This is a genomic window from Nocardia sp. NPDC088792, from assembly GCF_044750615.1.
Taxonomy (GTDB): Bacteria; Actinomycetota; Actinomycetes; order Mycobacteriales; family Mycobacteriaceae; genus Nocardia.
In genome coordinates this window covers 679,805-699,268 of the sequence record NZ_JBIVKC010000001.1, presented here as the reverse complement: position 1 = coordinate 699,268, position 19,464 = coordinate 679,805, and the positions used below count along the sequence as shown (strand labels likewise).

15 protein-coding genes and 1 pseudogene are annotated in these 19,464 nt (G+C 66.6%); 6 read left to right on the top strand and 10 right to left on the bottom strand.

Features of this window, described 5'->3' with window-relative positions:
* Positions 1–93: 93 nt before the first annotated feature.
* Complete coding sequence (locus tag ACIP5Y_RS03390) at positions 94–1,182, top strand: RNA polymerase sigma factor (protein WP_400347174.1); 1,089 nt, start codon at positions 94–96, stop codon at positions 1,180–1,182.
* A gap of 36 nt (positions 1,183–1,218) precedes the next feature.
* Here the strand turns inward: ACIP5Y_RS03390 and ACIP5Y_RS03385 are convergent.
* The 3 genes and pseudogenes from ACIP5Y_RS03385 to ACIP5Y_RS03375 all read right to left on the bottom strand — a co-directional run.
* Positions 1,219–2,031, bottom strand: a pseudogene (locus tag ACIP5Y_RS03385) (dolichyl-phosphate beta-glucosyltransferase); the annotation flags it as partial.
* An 89-nt stretch (positions 2,032–2,120) separates the two neighbouring features.
* Entirely contained in the window at positions 2,121–2,771 is a 651-nt protein-coding gene (locus ACIP5Y_RS03380; protein WP_400347173.1) for an SHOCT domain-containing protein, read from the bottom strand.
* A gap of 84 nt (positions 2,772–2,855) precedes the next feature.
* The gene (locus tag ACIP5Y_RS03375) at positions 2,856–4,301 is read right to left on the bottom strand and encodes an MFS transporter (RefSeq protein ID WP_400347172.1); all 1,446 of its coding nucleotides are present in this window, start codon (positions 4,299–4,301) and stop codon (positions 2,856–2,858) included.
* Between the two features lie 39 nt (positions 4,302–4,340).
* Between ACIP5Y_RS03375 and ACIP5Y_RS03370 the strand changes: the two genes are divergently transcribed.
* The 3 genes from ACIP5Y_RS03370 (at position 4,341) to ACIP5Y_RS03360 (ending at position 6,394) form a co-directional block, all read left to right on the top strand.
* Complete coding sequence (locus ACIP5Y_RS03370; RefSeq protein ID WP_400347171.1) at positions 4,341–5,369, top strand: Lrp/AsnC family transcriptional regulator; 1,029 nt, start codon at positions 4,341–4,343, stop codon at positions 5,367–5,369.
* Positions 5,370–5,436: 67 nt separating this feature from the next.
* Positions 5,437–5,661, top strand: a complete 225-nt coding sequence (locus ACIP5Y_RS03365; protein WP_400347169.1) for a hypothetical protein — start codon at positions 5,437–5,439, stop codon at positions 5,659–5,661.
* 73 nt (positions 5,662–5,734) lie between these two features.
* On the top strand, positions 5,735–6,394 hold the full coding sequence (locus ACIP5Y_RS03360) for a vancomycin high temperature exclusion protein (RefSeq protein WP_400347167.1): 660 nt from the start codon (positions 5,735–5,737) through the stop codon (positions 6,392–6,394).
* Here the strand turns inward: ACIP5Y_RS03360 and ACIP5Y_RS03355 are convergent.
* From ACIP5Y_RS03355 to ACIP5Y_RS03335, 5 genes are read right to left on the bottom strand one after another with little or no spacing between them, the layout of a single operon-like run.
* Positions 6,300–7,361: an ABC transporter ATP-binding protein gene (locus tag ACIP5Y_RS03355; protein ID WP_400347166.1), complete on the bottom strand. Its 1,062-nt coding sequence runs from the start codon at positions 7,359–7,361 to the stop codon at positions 6,300–6,302. The two genes, ACIP5Y_RS03360 and ACIP5Y_RS03355, sit on opposite strands and share 95 nt — an antisense overlap.
* On the bottom strand, positions 7,351–8,439 hold the full coding sequence (locus ACIP5Y_RS03350; protein WP_400347164.1) for an ABC transporter ATP-binding protein: 1,089 nt from the start codon (positions 8,437–8,439) through the stop codon (positions 7,351–7,353). Before ACIP5Y_RS03350 ends, ACIP5Y_RS03355 begins: the two co-directional genes overlap by 11 nt.
* Positions 8,436–9,446, bottom strand: coding sequence for an ABC transporter permease (locus ACIP5Y_RS03345; protein ID WP_400347163.1), 1,011 nt, complete (start codon positions 9,444–9,446; stop codon positions 8,436–8,438). Before ACIP5Y_RS03345 ends, ACIP5Y_RS03350 begins: the two co-directional genes overlap by 4 nt.
* 7 nt (positions 9,447–9,453) lie before the next feature.
* Positions 9,454–11,193 (bottom strand): ABC transporter substrate-binding protein, encoded by a 1,740-nt coding sequence (locus tag ACIP5Y_RS03340; RefSeq protein WP_400347161.1) that lies wholly within the window; start codon positions 11,191–11,193, stop codon positions 9,454–9,456.
* Between the two features lie 49 nt (positions 11,194–11,242).
* Complete coding sequence (locus ACIP5Y_RS03335; protein WP_400347160.1) at positions 11,243–12,223, bottom strand: ABC transporter permease; 981 nt, start codon at positions 12,221–12,223, stop codon at positions 11,243–11,245.
* A gap of 286 nt (positions 12,224–12,509) precedes the next feature.
* On the opposite strand from ACIP5Y_RS03335, the gene ACIP5Y_RS03330 reads away from it, so the two are divergent.
* Positions 12,510–13,376, top strand: a complete 867-nt coding sequence (locus ACIP5Y_RS03330) for an LLM class F420-dependent oxidoreductase (RefSeq protein ID WP_400347158.1) — start codon at positions 12,510–12,512, stop codon at positions 13,374–13,376.
* Between the two features lie 80 nt (positions 13,377–13,456).
* On the opposite strand, the gene ACIP5Y_RS03325 is transcribed toward ACIP5Y_RS03330, so the two are convergent.
* Positions 13,457–16,963: a serine hydrolase gene (locus ACIP5Y_RS03325; RefSeq protein ID WP_400347157.1), complete on the bottom strand. Its 3,507-nt coding sequence runs from the start codon at positions 16,961–16,963 to the stop codon at positions 13,457–13,459.
* Between the two features lie 205 nt (positions 16,964–17,168).
* Here ACIP5Y_RS03325 and ACIP5Y_RS03320 point away from each other — a divergent pair, with 205 nt between their 5' ends.
* Entirely contained in the window at positions 17,169–18,416 is a 1,248-nt protein-coding gene (locus tag ACIP5Y_RS03320; protein ID WP_400347155.1) for an NAD(P)/FAD-dependent oxidoreductase, read from the top strand.
* A 53-nt stretch (positions 18,417–18,469) separates the two neighbouring features.
* Here the strand turns inward: ACIP5Y_RS03320 and ACIP5Y_RS03315 are convergent, their stop codons facing one another.
* Positions 18,470–19,408 (bottom strand): serine hydrolase, encoded by a 939-nt coding sequence (locus tag ACIP5Y_RS03315; RefSeq protein WP_400347153.1) that lies wholly within the window; start codon positions 19,406–19,408, stop codon positions 18,470–18,472.
* Positions 19,409–19,464: the final 56 nt, after the last annotated feature.

Sequence of the window (19,464 nt, the reverse complement as noted above, 5' to 3'; positions counted from 1 at the left end):
CTGTGGCGCCGGCGATAGCTGAGCCCTTTCCAGGCCTCTCTGCGGTCGAATTTTCACATCGCGATGCCGCCCGACTCTCTCGAAGGGGCGAATGTGGCAACTACCGTTGGAGGGGACGAGCACTCGGCTCTCGAAACCACTGCCGATGAGGCGGAGCATGCCGTCGATCCGGCGGAGCAAGCCGACGGTTCCGAGGGGGATCACTGGGACGAGAGCGAGTCCCCGGCACTGCGCCGGGCACGTAAGGAAGCCGAGCTCACCGCCGGCGGGGATTCGACGCGGGCGTATTTGAAGCAGATCGGCCGGGTGCCCCTGCTCTCCGCGGACGAAGAGGTCGATTTGGCGATTCGGATCGAGGTCGGGCTTTTCGCGGCGGAGAAGCTGCGGATCGAGTCCGAGGCGCCGTCGGGCCTCACCGCTGTGCGCCGCCGCGACCTGGCCTGGGTCGTCCGGGACGGTGTCAATGCGAAGAGTCATCTGCTCGAGGCGAATCTGCGCCTGGTGGTCTCGATCGCCAAGCGGTACACGGGGCGCGGTATGGCTTTTCTCGACTTGATCCAGGAGGGCAATCTGGGTCTGGTGCGCGCGGTCGAAAAGTTCGACTACAGCAAGGGATTCAAGTTCTCGACCTATGCGACCTGGTGGATTCGCCAGGCCATCACCCGCGCTATGGCCGATCAGGCTCGTACCATTCGCATCCCCGTGCACATGGTGGAGATCATCAACAAGCTCGGGCGCGTCCAGCGCGAGCTGCTGCAGGAACTCGGCCGGGAGGCCACGCCCGAAGAGCTGGCCAAGGAATTGGACATCACCAGCGCGAAGGTTCTCGAGATTCGGCAGTACGCCCGGGAACCGATCTCGCTGGACCAGACGATCGGCGACGAGGGCGACAGCAACTTCGGTGATTTCATCGAGGACTCCGAGGCTGTCGTCGCGGTCGAGGCGGTGGCCTTCATCCTGTTGCAGGAGCAATTGCAGTCGGTGCTCGAAACCCTCACCGAGCGGGAGGCGGGCGTGGTGCGGATGCGATACGGCCTGGGTGACGGCCAGCCCCGGACCCTCGACGATATCGGAAAGGTCTACGGCGTCACGCGCGAGCGGATCCGCCAGATCGAGTCGAAGACGATGTCGAAGCTGCGTCATCCCTCGCGCGCCCAGTCGCTGCAGGGCTATCTCGAGTAGCTTGCCGGGAGTCCGTCAGGCGGCCATGTCGCCGGTCAGTGGTGCGCGGCCGATGGTGGTGCGCAGGGTGTCGAGGGGGAGGGTGCCGTCGGCCATCGAGCGGCGCAGGCGGTGGATGCCCTGTAGGTCCTTGCGGATGGTGTCGGCGATGTCGACGCGGCTGTCGGGGTCGTCGATCCAGTCGACGGGGACCTCGTGGATGCGCAGTCCGGCGCGCTGGCCGATCACGAGTAGTTCGGTGTCGAAGAACCATTCGTTGTCGTGCACGAGGGGGAGGACGCGCCGGCCGACGTCGGTGCGCATTGCCTTGAATCCGCATTGTGCGTCCGAGAATGAGGCGTGCAGCGACATCTTCAGGATCTTGTTGTAGCTACGCGAGATGAATTCGCGCTTCGGCCCGCGCACGACCCGCGACCTACGATCCAACCGGGTGCCGATGGCGAGATCGGAGTGTCCCGACACCAGCGGGGCGACCAGTGGTAGCAGGCCGTTGAGATCGGTGGACAGATCGACGTCCATATAGGCGACCACCTCGGCATCGGAAGCCAGCCAGGCAGTGCGCAACGCCCGCCCGCGCCCCTTCTGCTCGAGGTGCAGGACCCGCGCATTGTCGTATTCCTCGGCCATCAATTCCGCGACCTGCAAGGTGCAGTCGGTACTCGCATTGTCCGCGATCGTGATCCGAGCGCTGAACGGGAAACCCGCGTTCAGATACTCGTTCAACCGATGCACGGTCGCCCCGAGATCCCGCTCCTCGTTGTAGACCGGGATCACGATATCGAGAATCGGTGCAACCCTGGAGATTTCGTCCTGCTGCGCCGCTCGGGGCGTGGTCACGATCTGCGTCATACCAACTACTCTGACGCGCCCCCTTGCCACGGAGCTGTATGCGCCCTGTGAGGTTGCTGCGTGCGTCTTCGTCCGGCGGGCGACCATGGTCAGTTGCCGAGGAGGCGGGCTTTTTCTGCGGCGAATTCGGTGGCGGTGAGGGAGCCTTCGCGGTAGAGGCGGGCCAGTTCGGTCAGTTGGTGGATGCGGTCGGATTCGGTGGGGTCGGGTTGGGGGCGCCAATGTTGTTGGGGCGCATCGACTTGTAGGGAATGGGGTGTGGGGGTGGGTTGGGTGGGGGCGATGGTTACTCGTTTGCGGTTGTGGGGGGCTGCGTAGATTTCGACTGTTTGGCCTTCTCGGATGGTGCTGGTGGTTATGCGGCAGGTGGTTTCGTAGGGGTGGTGGCCGGGGAGGGTTACTCGGAGGCGGTAGCGGTAGACCATTTTGCCGAAGCGGCCTATGTCGGGGGCGCCGCCGATCATGGTGTTGGTTTCGTGGGCGGAGAGGACTACCGCGGTGCCGTGGATGCCGCGTTTGAGGAGGCGTTTGTCGTTGTTGCCCATGGCTGCCTGGGCGAGGTACATGCCGTAGACGAAGGGGCCCCACCAGACGACGACTATGACAAAGGCCGAGAGGGCGATTTTCGCGGGGTGGGGGAGGCCGGGGATCTGGTTGATGCCGAGGATGGCCGGTAGGAAGGCTACGGACATTACGACGAAGAGGGTCCAGGAAATCACGGAGAGTTTGCCGACGGTCATGGCATTACCACCTGAGGAGAGGGCGGTCGTGCGGCCGCTGGGGATATTGTCACCCGCGCAGCGGCCGCCCTCACCGTCGTTGGCTCAGATGTCTGCCAGCTGTGCTGGAGGTTTGTTGGATTCGTCGGGTTCTTGTGCGGTCTTTCGCCGAATGAGCAGCGGAACCAGGATTGCCCCCAGGAGGCCGATCGTCCCGCTGACCGCGAGGGAGAATCGAACTCCGGTCGCGGCGGCATGACTGGTGAAAAGGCCGCCGAGCGTGGCGATGCCGAGCGTGAAGCTGAGCTGTTGCGCGGTATTGAGTGCGCCGGTTGCCATTCCGGCGCGTTGCCACGGGACCGCGGCCACCGCGGTGGAGTTGAGGGTGGCGGTGGCCAGTCCGACGCCCGCTCCGACCAGGAGGAATCCGGGAATCAGTGCGGCCCAGCCGGCGCCATCGTGGACCAGCAGTGCACCGATGACGCCACCGAGGCCGACCGCGGCGAGCCCGCCGCCGATGATCCGGCCGGGCCGGTCACCGTGCAGATACCGGCCGAGGCCGCCGGATACCAGAAATGCCATGAGAGACAACGGAAGTCCGACCGCGCCGGCGGCGATCGGGCTCAGTCCCAGCACCGACTGCATCCAGATCTGGGTGTACATCAGCGCGGTGAACGCCGCGAAGAACAGGATCGCACCCGCGATGAGCACACCGATGAACGACCGATCCCGCAGTAGGCCGAGATCGAAAACCGGCTGTTCCGAGCGACTTTCGACGAGTACGAACACCGCCAGCGCGGCCGCGGACCCGAGCAGCGCCCACCGGGTGACCGCATCCGACCAGCCGTGCTCGTCAGCGCGAATGAGCGCATAGGTCGCCGAGGCGGCGCTCGCGGTGAAAACCGTCATGCCGGCAAGGTCGATCCGCCCACGCCGGGTGCGCTCGCCATCGGCGAGCACCCACACGCACAGCGTCATCGCGACCACGCTGCACGGCAGATTGACGAAGAAGATCCAGCGCCAGGATGCGATTTCGGTGAGCAGGCCGCCGAGGATCGGCCCGATGGCCGAGGACGCTCCCGCGACCGCGCCCCACATACCGTAGGCCGTGCCGCGGTCACGTCCGGAGTAGGCGCTGTTCAACAGGGCGAATGTGGTGCAGGACATGGTGGCCGCCCCGGCGCCCTGCACGATGCGGGCGCCGATGAGCACCTGCGGATTCGGCGCTATTCCGCAGACCAGTGAGGCCGTCGCGAACAGTGCCAGTCCGGCGAGGTAGATGCGCCGATGTCCGATCAGGTCGGCGATCGAGCCCGCGCCGAGCATGAGCGCGGCCATGGCCAGGGCATAGCCGTCGACGACCCATTGCAGTGCGCCGAACGATGCCTTCAGATCGGTCCGCATGTCCGGTAGCGCGACGTTCACGATTGTCACGTCGATCAGCAGCATGAAGGTGCCCAGACACACCGTCAGCAGCGGTAACCATTTACGCAATGCCGTTGTCCTCTCGAAGCGGATGTCAGGCGTCGAGTATCGGAACAGCGGCCGCATCCGATCTCCCGGAAGCGATTTCGGCGTAAATTTCCTCCTGTGACAGCGACTTCAATGCGAGAAGCGGGCATTCTGGACCTGCTGGATACGCGGATCGTGCATGCGCTGCAACTGGATCCCCGTATTCCGTTCAGTCGTATCGCCGCCGAGTTGGGTGTCGCGGAGCAGACGGTCGCTCGCCGCTACCGGCGCATGCGGCGGGACGGCATCATCCGGGTGATCGGCGCCGTCGATGCCCGCGCGCTCGGTGAGAACGACTGGATCGTCCGCCTGCACTGCCGTCCCGACGGTGCGCTGCAAGTGGCCGAGGCGCTGGCTGAGCGGGATGACGCGGCCTGGATCAGTATTGCGGCGGCGGGGGCCGAGATCGTCTTTTCATTGCATCCGCGCAGCGAACATGATCGTGACGATTTGCTGGTGAAGCGGTTGCAGCGCAGTGCCCCGGTGCACGACATCGCCGCGGCGATGATCCTGCATCGATTCGTGCGTCGAGATGTCATCGACTGGCGTGGTCGGCAGTATCTTGCGGGCGGTGAATCACACTCCGTGGCAGGTGAATACGACGAGGCGGACCTGCGGTTGCGCGCGGAGGATCGGGTGCTGCTCGAGCACTTGGCGCGTGACGGCCGGACTAGCTATGCGATGCTGGCTCGGTCGGCCGGGATGAGCATCGGCCGGGTGATTCGCCGTATCGCGGCGCTGCGGGCGGGTGGCATCCTCTACTTCGATCTCGATATAGCCGCTGTCGCAGCGGGTTCCGGAACCGCCGCTTTCCTGTGGTTGCGGGTGGACCCGGCTCGGCTGGAATCCATCGGCCGCGCGATCACCGAGCATGACGAAACCTTGTACGCGGCGGCGATAACCGGGTCGTTCAATATCTTCGCGGTATTGGCTGCCGACAATACGAACGCGCTGTACCGGTATGTGACCACCAAAATGTCTGTGCTGGAGGGGATTCACGGCTTCGAGCTGTCGCCGGTGCTGCAGCGCTTGAAGCATGCCGGTGCCCGGACGACCGGCGGCAGATTGGCGCACCCGAGACCGCTATCGCCGTCACGGCCACGCTGACGATGCTCAGGATATTCGCACCTGGGCGGGGGACGGTCGGTACTGTCGATAGTCATGGCGGAGTCGGATGCCGGTGTCGGTGCGGGTGCTCGGTGAGCCGCCGTTCGCCTTCGATTCGTTCTTCTGGCCGGTGGGCGTCTTCGACGGCGCGCTGGAGCGGGCCGGTCTCACCGGGGTCACCCGGCAGCGGACGGTCGTGCCGGAGGATGATCGCGGCGCCGAGTTCTGGGCTACCCTCGCGCGGAGCCCCAGCTTCGCGGTCTTCACTGCTGAGCGGGCGACTGATCGATAGACGGGGCGGCGACAGTCTGACGGGTCGAAGCCGACTGAAATCCGTGTCGGGGTCGACTGGAATAGTTGGGCCGATGGACCGACTGGAGTCGCGGGGCGGCTGGGCGCGGAGGCTGTTCGGGGCCGGTGTCGCGCTGGCCGGGGGAGTAATGACGATCCTGGTGGGGGCGAACCTCCGGCTGTGGATGACGGCGACCGGGCGCTTGTTCGAGGTTGCGGCCGCGCCGGTGGTTCTGGTGGTGATCGTGCCGGGCGCGAAGGTCGGGCCGGACGGGGCGCCCATGGCGTATCTGCGGGGGCGGCTCGATGTCGCGATCGAGTTGCTGGCGGCGGGGAAGGCGCGCGAGGTTCTGATTTCCGGTGCCGCGCGGGGGGATTCGGGGGATGAGATCGCCTCGATGAGAACGTATCTGGTGGATCGGGGGGTCGATCCGGCGTGCATTCGGTCGGATGGGGAGGGTGTGTCGACGCGGGCGACTTGTGATCGGGCGCGGAGCGTTTTCGGCATCGACCGGGCCGCCGTCGTCACGCAGCGGCAGCATCGGGTGCGGGCGGTTGCGTTGGGACGGGCGGCGGGGATCGATGCTGTCGGTGTCACCGCGTATTGTGATTGTCGTCGAAGGACGTTGGTGCGCAATACTATTCGTGAGTGGCTGGCTGGACCGAAAGCGGTAGCGGGGTTGATCCGGCGGGGAGGTTTTCGGGGAAGTGGCAGGCGACCTGGTGGCCGTTGAAGTCGAGGATCGGGGGGTCGATTTCGCCGCAGATGTCCTGGGCTTTCCAGCAGCGGGTGTGGAAGCGGCAGGCGGCTGGGGGGTTCAGGGGGCTGGGGACGTCGCCGGTGAGGCGGATGCGGTCGCGTTCGGTGCGGCCCTTGGGGTCCGGGATCGGGACCGCCGAGAGCAGCGCGACGGTGTAGGGGTGCATGGGGTGGGCGTAGAGGTCGTCGCGGGCCGCGCGTTCGACGATGCTGCCGAGGTACATGACGGCGATCTGGTCGCTGATGTGTTTGATGACGGCGAGATCGTGGGCGATCACGATGTAGGTGAGGTCGAATTCGTCTTGCAGGTCCTCGAGCAGGTTGATGATCTGGGCCTGTACCGAGACGTCGAGGGCGGAGACCGGCTCGTCGGCGACGATCAGTTTGGGTTGTAGCGCGAGGGTGCGGGCGACGCCGATGCGCTGGCGCTGGCCGCCGGAGAATTCGTGCGGATATCGGTTGTAGTGCTCGGGACTCAGGCCGACGAGTTCGAGTAGTTCCTGTACGCGTGTCTTGCGTTCGTCGGGTGTGGCGGTGCCCTGTACCCGCATCGGGGCGCCGATGATGGCGCCCACGGTCTTTCGCGGGTTGAGTGAGGAATACGGGTCCTGGAAGATCATCTGGATATCGCGGCGCAGTGGTCGTAGCCGCCGCTGGGAGAGCTTGGTGATGTCCTGCCCGTCGAAGACGATCGAGCCGGCGGTGGGGTCCTCCAGGCGCAGGATGAGTCGTCCGGTAGTTGTTTTGCCGCAACCGGATTCGCCCACCAGGCCCAGGGTCTGCCCGCGGCGCACGGTCAGGTCCACGCCGTCGACGGCCTTGACCGCGCCGACCGTATGCCGCAGGATCACCCCTTTGGTCACCGGGAAATGCTTGCGCAGCCCGGTGACCTCCAGCAGTGGCGCGTCCTCGGGCCGCGGGTTGTCGAGTTCATTGGTCACTGTCGTTCCGCTCGCTCGTGACGAGTGCCGGTTTCGGCGAAATGACCGGCAGGATCTCCTCGTTCCAGATGTCCGTGCGCTGTGCCACGGTCAGGTGGCAGGCGGCCGTATGTTCCGCGCCGACTTCGCGCATGGCCGGTATCTCGGTGGGGCACTGCCCATTCGTGCGTTCCGGATAGGCGCAGCGCGGATGGAATGCGCATCCGCTCGGTACGTTGATCAGGCTGGGTGGCGTGCCCTTGATCGGTAGCAGCCGATCGGATGCGCCGCTGTCCAGTCGTGGCATCGAGGTGAGCATGCCCCAGGTGTAGGGGTGGGCGGGTGCGTGGAAGAGCGTGTCGACATCGGCGTATTCGACGGCCTTCCCGGCGTACATGACCAGTACGTCGTCGGCGATTTCGGCGACCACGCCGAGATCGTGGGTGATGATGACGACCGCGGAGTCGAACTCGCGCTGCAGGTCTCGGATCAGGTCGAGGATCTGGGCCTGCACGGTCACGTCGAGGGCGGTGGTCGGTTCGTCGGCGATCAGCAGTTCCGGATTGCAGGACAGGGCCATGGCGATCATGGCGCGTTGCCGCATGCCGCCGGAGAACTGGTGCGGGTATTCGTCCACCCGGCGTTGCGGTTGCGGGATGCCGACGCGGCCGAGCAGGTCGATCGCTTGTTGCCGGGCCTGCTGTTTGGTGACGTCGTTGTGCAGCCGGTAGGCCTCGATGATCTGTTTGCCGATGGTGAAGTAGGGATTCAGGGCGGTGAGCGGGTCCTGGAAGATCATCGCCATCTTGCATCCGCGCATGCGCCGCACCTCCTCCGCCGGCGCGGAGGCGATGTCGACGCCGTCGAGCATTACTTCCCCGGAGACGAGGGTGCGGCGCCGATCGTGCAGGCCGAGCAGTCCCAGGCTGGTGACGGTCTTGCCCGAGCCGGATTCGCCGACGATGCCGAGGGTGCGTCCGCGGTCGAGCTGGAACGACACCCCGTCGACCGCCTTGACGACGCCGTCGTCGGTGGGGAATTGAATGCGCAGATCCCGCACGCGCAGAAAGGGTTCGGTGGTCCTGCCTCCGGTGCTCATGCCAGCCTCACCCTCGGATCGATGACCGCGTACCCGATGTCGACGATCGTGTTCGCCACCACGATGAAGAATGCCGCGAACAAGGTCACCCCCAGCACGACCGGCAGATCGCTCTGCTGGATGCCCTGAATGGTGAGCTGCCCCAGCCCTTGCATGGAGAAGGCCACTTCGGTCAGCACCGCGCCGCCGAGCAGCAGCCCCAGATCCATGCCGAAGATGGAGACGATCGGCGTGAGCGTCCCGCGCAGCGCGTGCCGCAGCACCACGGTGCGTTCGGGCAGCCCCTTGGCGCGGGCGGTGCGGATGTAGTCCTCGTTCATCGTCTCCAACATGCCCGCACGCGTGAGCCGGGTGTACAGGGCGCCGTAGGTGAATGCGGTGGTGATCCACGGCAGTATCAGGTTCTCCACCCATTGCAGGGGATCGGTGGTGAGGTCGACGTACTGGTCGGACGGCAGCAGGTGCAGGGTGTTGACGAACAGGGCCAGCGCCAGCAGGCCGGTGAGGAACACCGGCAGTGACACTCCGACCAGGGAGATGGTCATGGCGACCCGATCGAACACGGTCCCCTTGCGCAGCGCCGAGATCACCCCGGTAGCCACCCCGCCCAGCAGCCACAGCACGGCGGCGCCGCCCGCGATGGACAGGGTGACCGGCGCCCGATTCAGCAGCAGCTCCCACACCGGCGTGGAAGTGCGCCACGAGTACCCGAAACACGGTGCCGCGCAATGGATGCTGTAGGAGCCGCCGTTGTAGTCACGCCCGACCACGAGCCCCTTGACGAACTCCAGGTACTGCACCGGCAGCGGCCGATCCAGCCCCAGCTGCACGATGATCCCGTGCAGCACATCGGGTGTCGGCTCCCGCCCCGCGTAGCGCGCGGCGAGAGCATTGGTGGAGACGCCCGCCAGCTTGGGCAGTCCGAAGAAGATCAGGAATGCCACCAGCGTGGTGATCAGCAGGACCAGTACCGCGAACAGTATCCGGCGGATGACGAATCGCAGCACGGCGCAATCACTTCAACCCGAGTTGGGTGTAGTCGTACATGCCGTAGCCGTACTGGATATGGACGTTGGTGAGGTTGTCCGGCCGGTAGATCAGCGATTTGCTGTTGATCAGCGGAATGATGGTGGCGTCCTGCATGACGGCGTCGTCGATCTGCCGGTAGACCGCGGCGCGGTCCGGGATCGCGGACAGTCCGACCACCTTGTTGAACAGCGCCGTCACGGCCGGGTTGGTCTCTTCTTCGAAGTTGTAGTTGCCCGACTGGGTGATGGCCTGCGGGTCGGTGGTCGCGAAGAGGAAGCCGTAGCCGGTCGGGAAGTCGGCCTGCCAGCCCGACAGCATGATGCCCAGGTGATTCTGATGGACGGAGGCCGGCGCCCCGAGGACGGTCGGCAGGTCCTGTGACGGGTAACCGAACAGGTTGGTCTGGATACCGACCCGCGCGAGCGCGGCCTGGACGGCCACTGCCGCGTCCTTCTCCTTCGGCCGGTCGGAGCGGAAGGCGAGGGAGGTGGTGAACCCGGCGGGTGAACCGCACTGGGCCAGTTCGTTCTTGGCGGCATTGAGGTCGCCGGTGTTGTCCGGTCCGTTCGGGTAGGTGTTGGTGGTGTTGCTGTCGATCCAGGGCGGCAGGAAGTCGGTGGCGATACTGCCGCCGACCGCGCCGCCGTAGGCGTCCTGCACGGTGGTCTTGTCGACCGCGTATTCGATTGCCTTGCGGCAGTGGACATTCGGAATGATTGTACTGTTGATTCCGGCATACCATTCGAACCCGCTCAGCGGATCATCCGCATGCGTTTTCAAGGTGGGCGTGGACAGGATCCTGGCCCGCGCGTCCGAGGACACACCGGTGCCTGCGAGGTCTACCTGGGCGGAACCGTTGAGCAGGTCGGAGTCGATCGTCGACTGAGTGACATTGGGCCGGAAGATGATCTTGTCGGCCAGCTGTTTCGCCTGCGGGCTGCCCGCCTGCGTCCAGTTCGGATTCTTGACCAGCACCGCCTGCTTACCCGGGTCGTAGCTCTGCAGCATGTACGGGCCGGAGGAGACGTAGTGGTATTCGTAATTGACGCCGCCGTTGGGCCCGGTGTCCGCGTCCGGCGGTACCGGCGGGGTTTCCATGATGACGATATCGTCGAATTCGGCGAACGGCGCCTGCAGATGGAAGACGACGGTGTAGTCGTCGGGCGTGGTGATGCCCTTGAAGTCGTCGAGGTTGGGATCCTTGTACGGCCCCGGATAGTTGTTGGGGTTGGTCAGATACTTCTGGAAGTAGACCGGCCCCTTGTTGAGCACGTCCGGCGCGAAATTACTGCGCGCCACAGCGTATTTGACGTCCTTGGCGGTGATCGGCTCGCCATTGCTGAATTTCAGGCCCTGCCGGATGTGATAGGTCCAGGTGGTGAGATTGTCGCTCGGCGTGCCGAGGTCGGTCGCCAGATCCGGCACGATCTTCGGCACGGTCTGCCCGGGCGTGACGCTGTCGAAGGTCAGCAGCGGCGTGGCGAAGAGCCGGGTGAAATTCTGCGAGTACGCGTAATAGGTATTGCCCGGATCCATCGAGTCGAAGTCCGAGGACATTTCGTAAACGAGTGTTCCCCCTTGATGATCGGAGGAATTGACCACCGAGGTGCTGGCCGCGTCGTAGGTGCCGGAGCCGCTGCCGCTGCTCGCGCCCCCGCAACCCGCCACCACGAGCGCGCCGGCGAAGGTCGCGGCCGCTATGCCCAGTGAGTGTGTTCGTTTCATCGGTTGTGCCCTCATTTCACTTGCACCGAAATTGCGCCCGGCAGCGCGGTTATCGACTTGATCTCGGGTCGAAAGCATCACGCAGGCCGTCGCCGAAGACATTGAAGGCGACGACCGCGATGAGTAGTGCGAGTCCCGGCATGAACACCAGGTTCGGATCGACGCTGTAATGCTCGACGGCGTCGGACAGCATGCCGCCCCAGGTCGGTGTCGGGGGAATGATGCCGACCCCGAGGAAGGACAGGGCGGCTTCGAAGAGGATGTTGATCGGGATCAGCAGCGTCGTGTAGACGAGGATCGGCCCGACCAGGTTCGGCATGATCTCGCGGAAGATGATGTAGCCCGGCCGCGCACCCATGGCGCGGGCGGCGTCGACGAATTCCTGTTCACGCAGCGATAGCACCTGCCCGCGAATGATGCGGCCGGGATAGGCCCAGTTGAAGAATCCGATGACGAAGATCAGCAGGACGACGCGCAGCGTATTGCCGCTCAATCCGAATGCGCTGGTGGGGAATACGCCGACCATGGCAATGGAGAACAGCAGTAGCGGGAAGGCGAGGAAGATATCCATGGCGCGGGCCAGCACGGTATCGACCCAGCCGCCGAAGTATCCGGCGATGACGCCGATTCCGACGCCGAGGATCAGTGACAGCACCGTCGCCAGCGTTCCGATCAGCAGCGAGTACCGCGCGCCGACCACGATGCGCGCCAGTTCGTCCCGCCCGAACGGCACGTCGATGCCCAGCGGATGCGACCCCGAGATGCCGGAGTGGAAAACGCCGTGGATGGGCCGGCTGAGCTCCGGATCCACCAGGCCGGCATGCGCAGTCGTCGGTGAGGCCACCACATAGGGCCCGAAGATCGCGATGAGCACCAGCAGGACGACCACGATGCCGCCGCCGATCGCGACCTTGTCGCGGCGCAGTCGCATCCAGGCGATGCGCCCGGGCGAGCGTCCTTCGATGTGCTCGGCGGTCAATGGGGCTACCACCGACACCTGCGCATCGCTGACTTCGATCGGCGCAACCACGTATCCACCTCCGGCGTCGGACTCGGCTGTTCGTGACAGTCGAGAACCTCGCATACCCGCCCGGCGAGTTTCGCCGAAGGCGCGCAACAACTTTCACGGAGCGACCGGGTGGACCCGGGGCACCGTGTGTGAAAACAGGGTAATCACATTCGGACTGGTACGTACCGCAAACCGTGAATGAGGCGCTTCCGGTAACTAGACAGTTCAACTGTACAGTTACCCTGTCGAGTGTAAACTTGGATGGCTAGGTTCGGCTCGTCGGATGAACGAAAGAGGTTGAACAGCAATGGACTTCGGCATTCACTTCATCGACTTCCTGCCCGGGGACGCGGCCGCGCTGGGGCCGACATTGGCTCGGACGGCGGTGGCCGCGGAGCGCGCGGGGGCGGAAATGTTTACATTGGCCGACCATTTCTTCCAGATGGAGACGGTCGGGCGGGCGGAGGATCCCTTCCTCGAGGGGTATACGAGCCTGGGATTCCTTGCGGGGCAGACCGAGACGATCACCTTGACCATGCTGGTCACCGGCGTGACCTATCGGTATCCGGGATTGCTGGCGAAGATCGTCGGCACGCTGGACGTGCTGTCGCAGGGGCGGTCGATGCTGGGGCTCGGGGCCGCCTGGTACGAGCGGGAGCATCTGGCGCTGGGTGTGCCGTATCCGCCGTTGCGGAATCGGTTCGAGATGCTGGAAGAGACGCTGCGGATCTGCTTGCAGATGTGGAGTGCGGACGACGGGACCTTCGAGGGCAAGCATTACCGGCTGGCGGAGACCATCTGTGAGCCACAGCCGATCCGGCGGCCGCCGATCCTGCTGGGCGGCAGTGGCGAGAAGAAGACACTGCGGCTGGTCGCGCAGTACGCCGATCTCTGGAACACCACCACGCCGCTGGACGAGTTGCCGCACAAGCTCGAGGTGCTGCGGCGGCACTGCGCCGATGTCGGGCGGGATCCGGCCGAGATCCGCGCCTCCGCAGGGCTTTTCGATGATCCGTTCGCTGATCCGGACGCCTACCTGAAGACCGTCGAGAGGTATGCCGAGCTCGGTTTCGGTCTGCTGAACGTCGGGCCGGTGCCCGGCAATCCGGACCCGGTGGGGTGGGTGGAACGGTACGGCGAGCAGATCGCGCCGCGGCTCGCCGAGATCGGCTGATCTGCGAGATCGGCTGATACGAAGGCCCGCACCGCCTTCGAAGGGCGGTGCGGGCCGTTCATCGCCGGGGCCGGGGCGTGTTACTCGGCGGGCTCGGTGTCGTGCCGGAACTTGGCGGCGCGGCCCTGGAGGTGGGCGTATCGCTGTCCGCCGGGCAGCCGGTGGAAGGTGACCGGTGTCCAGCGGTCGCTTCCGGGCAGGTGCACGGCGAACAGATCCTCGGCGACGGGGACCAGGGGCAGTTCGGCTTCGGGTACGAACTCGGCGAGCGTTCCGGTGCCGGCCATCCGCAGGACGAGACCGTCGGCGGTGTCGAATACGTCGAGCCGCTGGCTCTCGCGCTCGTAACGGCCGGTGTAGCGGGCCGCTTCGACCTCGGTCGCCGACGGGGTGGGCCGATACTGTTCCCGGGGCGTGACACCCGCCAGAGCGGCTATCTCGGCGGACAATTCGTCGAACAGGCCGACGGCGACCCCGTTGGTGAGAATGGTGAACGCGAGCTTGTGCTCGGGCAGCACCTGCAGCAGCGCGGTCTGGCCGAGGGTGCCGCCGCTGTGGCCGAACACGCGGTCACCGTTCCAATCGGCGCGCCACCAGCCCAGTCCCCACGAGTCGATCTGCAGGCCGTTCGGCTGCGGAAGCACGAACTGCTCGGACTGCATCTGCCGGACCGAATCGGCCGACAGCAGCCGTTGCCCGTCCGCGGCCACGCCACCGTCGAGGTGCATCTGCGCGAAGGTCAGCACATCGCGGGCGGTCGTGGTGATCAAACCGGCGGGACCGGCGTGGCGGGGGAGGACCCACCGCTTCGCGCGGCCGTGCCCGTCCGGGCCCGGCAGATGCCCGACCGCGGCCCGATACAGCAGGGCTTCCTCGGGCAGGGTCACGGTGTGCCGCAAGCCCAGTGGCTCGAAGACCAGCTCGCGCATGGCCGCGTCCCAGGTCGTGCCGGTCAGCGCCTCGATGACGCGGCCCGCCAGGCTGAATCCGGCATTGCAGTAGGACCAGAGCGTGCCGATCGGGAGGATGCATTCGGTATGCGCCAGCTCGGTGACATACCGTTCGAGGCAGTCGTCGCCGCGTCCGGACTCGTCGCCGAACATGTCGCCGTCGATGCCGCTGGTGTGGGAGAGCAAGTGGCGCATGGTGATTCGGGCGGCGGTATCCGGATCGGACAGCCGCAGCTCCGGCAGTATCTCGGCCAGTGGCGTGTCGAGATCGAGTTTGCCCTGATCCACCAGGCGCATGACGGCGGTGGCGGTCCACACCTTACTGATGGACCCGATCTGGAACAGCGAGTCGACGGTGGTCTCCACCCCGGTCTCGACATTCAGCACACCGTAGGCGGCCTCGATGACCTGGTCGCCGTGTGAAATGGCAAGCGATACACCGGGAATGCCGTGGCGGGAGGCGATCTGTTCGAGCCGTCGCTGCCAGTACCCGGCATCCAAGGGCGCGATGGCGGTGGCCGCCCCGGCCGGACCGTGCGCTCGCGTATGCGCGATCACCCAGTCGATGATGCGGCGGTTGTAGTCGGCGCGATGCGAGGGTTTGCCGTCCAGGATGAAGAGGTGGGTGGCGCCGGGGTATATCACCAGCTCGGCGGGCACGCCGCGATCATGCAGCGCGTTGTACCACTGCTCGGCCTGGCCGAGCGGGCAGCGCACATCGGCCTCGCCGTGCAGAACCAGGGTCGGTGCGGTGACCCGATCCACGTGCGCCAGTGGCGACATGGCCGCGACCTTGGCGGGATCATCCCAATAGGTGGCCCCGAACTCGATGTGGGCGAAGTAATCTCCCGCATCGGAGGTGCCCATGAGGCTCACCAGGTCACTGACCACGCCACCGGTGACCACCGCGGCGAAACGATCGGTGCGGGTCGGCAGCCAGCAGGCCGTATAGCCGCCATAGCTGTAGCCGCACAGGGCGATTCGCGCCGGATCGGCCAGCCCCTCGGCGATCAGCTGATCGATCGGCTCCAGGAAATCGCGCTCATCGGCCACACCCCATCCGCCGACCACGGCCCGCATGAAGGTCTCGCCGTAACCGTCGCTGCCGCGTGGGTTGAGCAGCAGTACCGTCCAGCCGCGGGCGGCGAGGACCTGATGGTAGGCGTGCGTGGTGTCCCACACCGCATTCCAGGCATTGTGCGGTCCGCCGTGCACATCCACCAGCAGCGGTCCGGGGGTCGTCGCGGGGTCGCCGAGCAGCCAGCCGTGCACCTCGGTGCCGTCGGACACGGTGAACACGCGCTCACGGACCGGAACCGGGGTGACATCCGGCAGTGCCGTCGCGGTGTGCGTGGTGAGTACCTCTTCGGCGCCGGTCTCCAGGTCGAGCAGCACGATCTCGCCGAAACTGCCTGCGCCCGCGACGGTGACAGCGGCCTTGTTCGCAGCCGCGGCGACCGACAGGCTCGAGACCAGGCGATCGCCGTCCAGCAGCTTGCGCACACCGGCCTCGTCACGCATATAGAGATGGGTGAACCCGCGGTCACGCGCACAGAACAGCACGCCGCCCGCCGCTATCTGCGGTAGCGCACCCGGATAGCCCGGCGCGCCGGCCATGACATTGCGGTCGAATCCGGCGGTCAGCTCGGAGGTTTCGCCGCCGTCGAGCGGGATCCGCAGCAGCCCGTTATTGCGGACATCGGTGTCGGCGGCGCCGATCGCGACCAGACTGTCACCATCCGCACCCCAGATGACCGCCGCCACAGCACCTTTGGCGGACCCGGCCTGCTCGGGGACGATACGGGTACCGCCGGCGTCCACGACCCGCGCCGCAGCCGCGGCGACATCGGCATCGTCCGAGATGGAGTCGGCGAAAGCCAGCCGTTCACCGTCCGCCGACCAGGCCGGCGTCCCGGCATAGAAGTCGCCGTCGGTCACCTGCCGTACCGACCGGTCGGCGAGATCGAGTACGAACACCTGCGACCGCATACCGCGCAACATGCCGCTGCCGTCGAGCTTGTAATGCCGTCGATCGATGTGAATCGGTGCGGCCGCAGCGCTACTCGACGACTCGCCACGGGGTGACGCCGCGTTCCCCTCGGTGGTCCGGCCCGCCGACGCTGCGGCGTTCACCGGCTCGGCGTTGCCGCGCGAGGCCGAACCGCTCGCTGTTACGGCGGTACCGTCCGACGCCCTGACCTTCGCAGCCGCGGCGGCGACTGTTGCCGGCCGGCCGATCGGCGCCGTGCTGTCGACTGCCGCGGCGAATGCGATTCGCGTCCCGTCCGGGCTCCAGACCGGAAGTCCCGCGCCCAGTGGCAGTTCGGTCAGTTGTTCGGGCTCGCCGCCGTCGGCGGGTAGCAGCCAGAGCTGTGCGGGACCGTTGCCGGCGCGGAGGAATGCGATCGAGCGGCCGTCCGGGGACCAGCGTGGATCGGTATCGGCGACGCCGCGGGTCAAGCGGGTCGGTTCGCCGCCCGGCCGGACCTGCCACAGCGCCCGATTGTCCCGGTCGGCGTCACGATCCACGGTGCGCAGCACGTACACCACGCGACTGCCGTCGGGGGCGATCGCCGGATCCGACGGCAGCGCGACCCGGTCCAGGTCGGCGAGATCCAGTGGTCGAGAATTCGTCACGTCTTGCTCCTTCTCTGCTCTGTTTCTCCATGGTGCGGGCGGGAATTCGGGCCGGCCTCGTAGCCGGCCATGAACCGCCGGGCCCGGATTCGTGCGCCGCTACGAGGTGCGCCGCCCGCACCGGCTCGATGCTCTAGATGCCGATACCGCGCCGGAACGCCTCCGGCGCCGGGATATTCGGTCTGACGGGTTGGAAGGGAGTGCTATGTCCGGAACACGGGTGCCCGAACGGGTCGTGGTGGTCGGGGCCGGGATTGTCGGCCTGTCGTGTGCGTGGTCGCTGCAGGAGCACGGTGTCGAGGTGGAGGTGCTGGACAAGGCGCATCCGGGCGCGGGTGCGTCCTGGGGTAATGCCGGCTATCTGACACCGTCGCTGACGGTACCGCTGCCCGAGCCGTCCCTGTTGCGCTACGGGATTCGAGCCGTCCTCGACCCGCGCTCACCGGTCCGGCTGCCGCCGAGCGCGGACCCCGAACTCGCCCGCTTCCTGTTGCGCATGATCCGGCATTGCACCGGGGCGCGCTGGGCGCGGGCGATGGCGATCTACCGCGAGTTGAACGCGCAGATATTCACCTCGTTCGACCGGCAGTGGGACGGCGGCGTACCGGTGCGCACCGCGGAGACCGATGTGATCGCCGCGTACACCGACGCGCATCAGGCCGCCGGGCTGCTGCACGAGTTCGAAGGCATCGTGGCCAGTGGGCAGGAGGTGGACATGCGCATGCTGACCGGCGATCAGGTCCGTGCGCTCAGACCCCAGCTGTCCGGCCGGATCGATTGCGGCGTACGGATTCTCGGTCAGCGTTACCTGGATCCGGTCGCCTACCTCGCCGCACTGGCCGACAGCGTCCGCGCCCGCGGTGCGAAGCTCACCGAGGACGCCGCGGTCACCGCGGTGGAGCGGCGCGCGGGGAAGGTGATCGTCAGTGCCGGGGACACCCGGCTCGAAGCGGATGCGGTCGTCCTCGCCAATGGCGCCTGGCTGCCGGAACTCGCCCGGCCGCACGGCGTCCGGATGCCCCAGTACGGCGGCCGCGGCTACAGCTGCAGCGTGGCAGTGACCGAGCCATTGCGCGGCCCGCTGTACTTCCCGGCCACCCGGGCCGCACTGACCCCGCGCGGTGACCGCATCCGGGTGGTCGGCGTGATGGAATTCCAGCGTCCCGGCGCCCCGCTGAACCGGGCCCGCATCGAGACGACCCTGCGCGCCATCCGCCCCCTGCTGGATGGAGTGGACTGGGCCGATGTACGCGAAGAATGGGTCGGCGCACGCCCATTGACCGCCGATGGCCTGCCACTCATCGGCGCCACCGCCACCGAGGGCGTCTTCATCGCGGGCGGCCACGGCATGTGGGGCGTCACCCTCGGCCCGCTGACCGGGCACCTGCTGGCCGAACTCATGTGCACCGGAACGCGTCCCCGCGAACTCGCCGCCCTCGATCCATTGCGGTGATCATCGATCCCGGCCGCCGCACTCGCCTTGCCGTGGCGCGGCCGGGCATGCGATCAGGCCGTGACCGATTCGTCTCGCAGAGCAGACACGGCGAGACGGGCGGCCTCACCGATCGCGGCGTCGATGGCGGGTGCGCGGTGCGCCGGGGTATCAGCGACAGTGAAAACTGCCACCGCGTAACGCTTTTCGTCAGGGAAGGTGAGGACGCCCGCCTCGTTCCGGATGTAGGGCAGGGTGCCGGTCTTGGCGCCGATCATCACCTCATCGCCGAAACCGGAGGAGATCCGGTGCGGCCAGATCTGCTGATGCATGATCGTGCGCACCTGCTCGCACGCCGCCGCGGGGCCCGCGGTGTCCTGCCAGATCGCCGACAGCAGGGTGGTGGTCTCGCGCGGCGTGCTCGCGGTGGTGCGGGTCGGATCGCACACCGTCAGCGCGCGGAACTGCTCGGGAGTCGCTGCCGCGAACAGCTTGTGGATATCGGCGGGATCGATGCCGGGATGGTGCGCGGAGAGGTCTTCGGTCATGGTGGCGAACAGGTCCTCGCAGCCGCCGATGATCCGGGTGCGCCGCAGGCCGAGTTCGGCGAGGACGGTCCGTACGGCGGCCACACCGACCCGGCGCAGCAGCACATCGGTGGCGGCATTGTCGCTCATGGTCAAGGCGAAGAGAGCCAGGTCCCGCCAGCTCATTTCGACATCGTCGGCGCATCCGGCGGTGCCGATGCCGCCGATCCGATCCCGGCCGGTCACCCGGGTACGTTCGGCGGGATCCAGCGTGCCCGCGGCCACCTGGCGGGCATAGGTGAGCACGACGGGGATCTTGAACACCGAGGCGAGTACCACCGGGTCGTCGGCGTCCAGTCCGAGCTCACGGTCGCCGTCCACTTCCCGGGCGTGCAGGTAGCCGCGGGCGCCGGCCGCCCGGAACACCTCGGCGATAAGCCTTCCGGTCGTGATCGAGCTGTCGTCGTCGCGGAGTGTGCTGGTCATGGGGCTCCTTCGAAGTCGTCGAGTGCCTCCCATGGTGCGGCCGGGCGGCGGCCCTG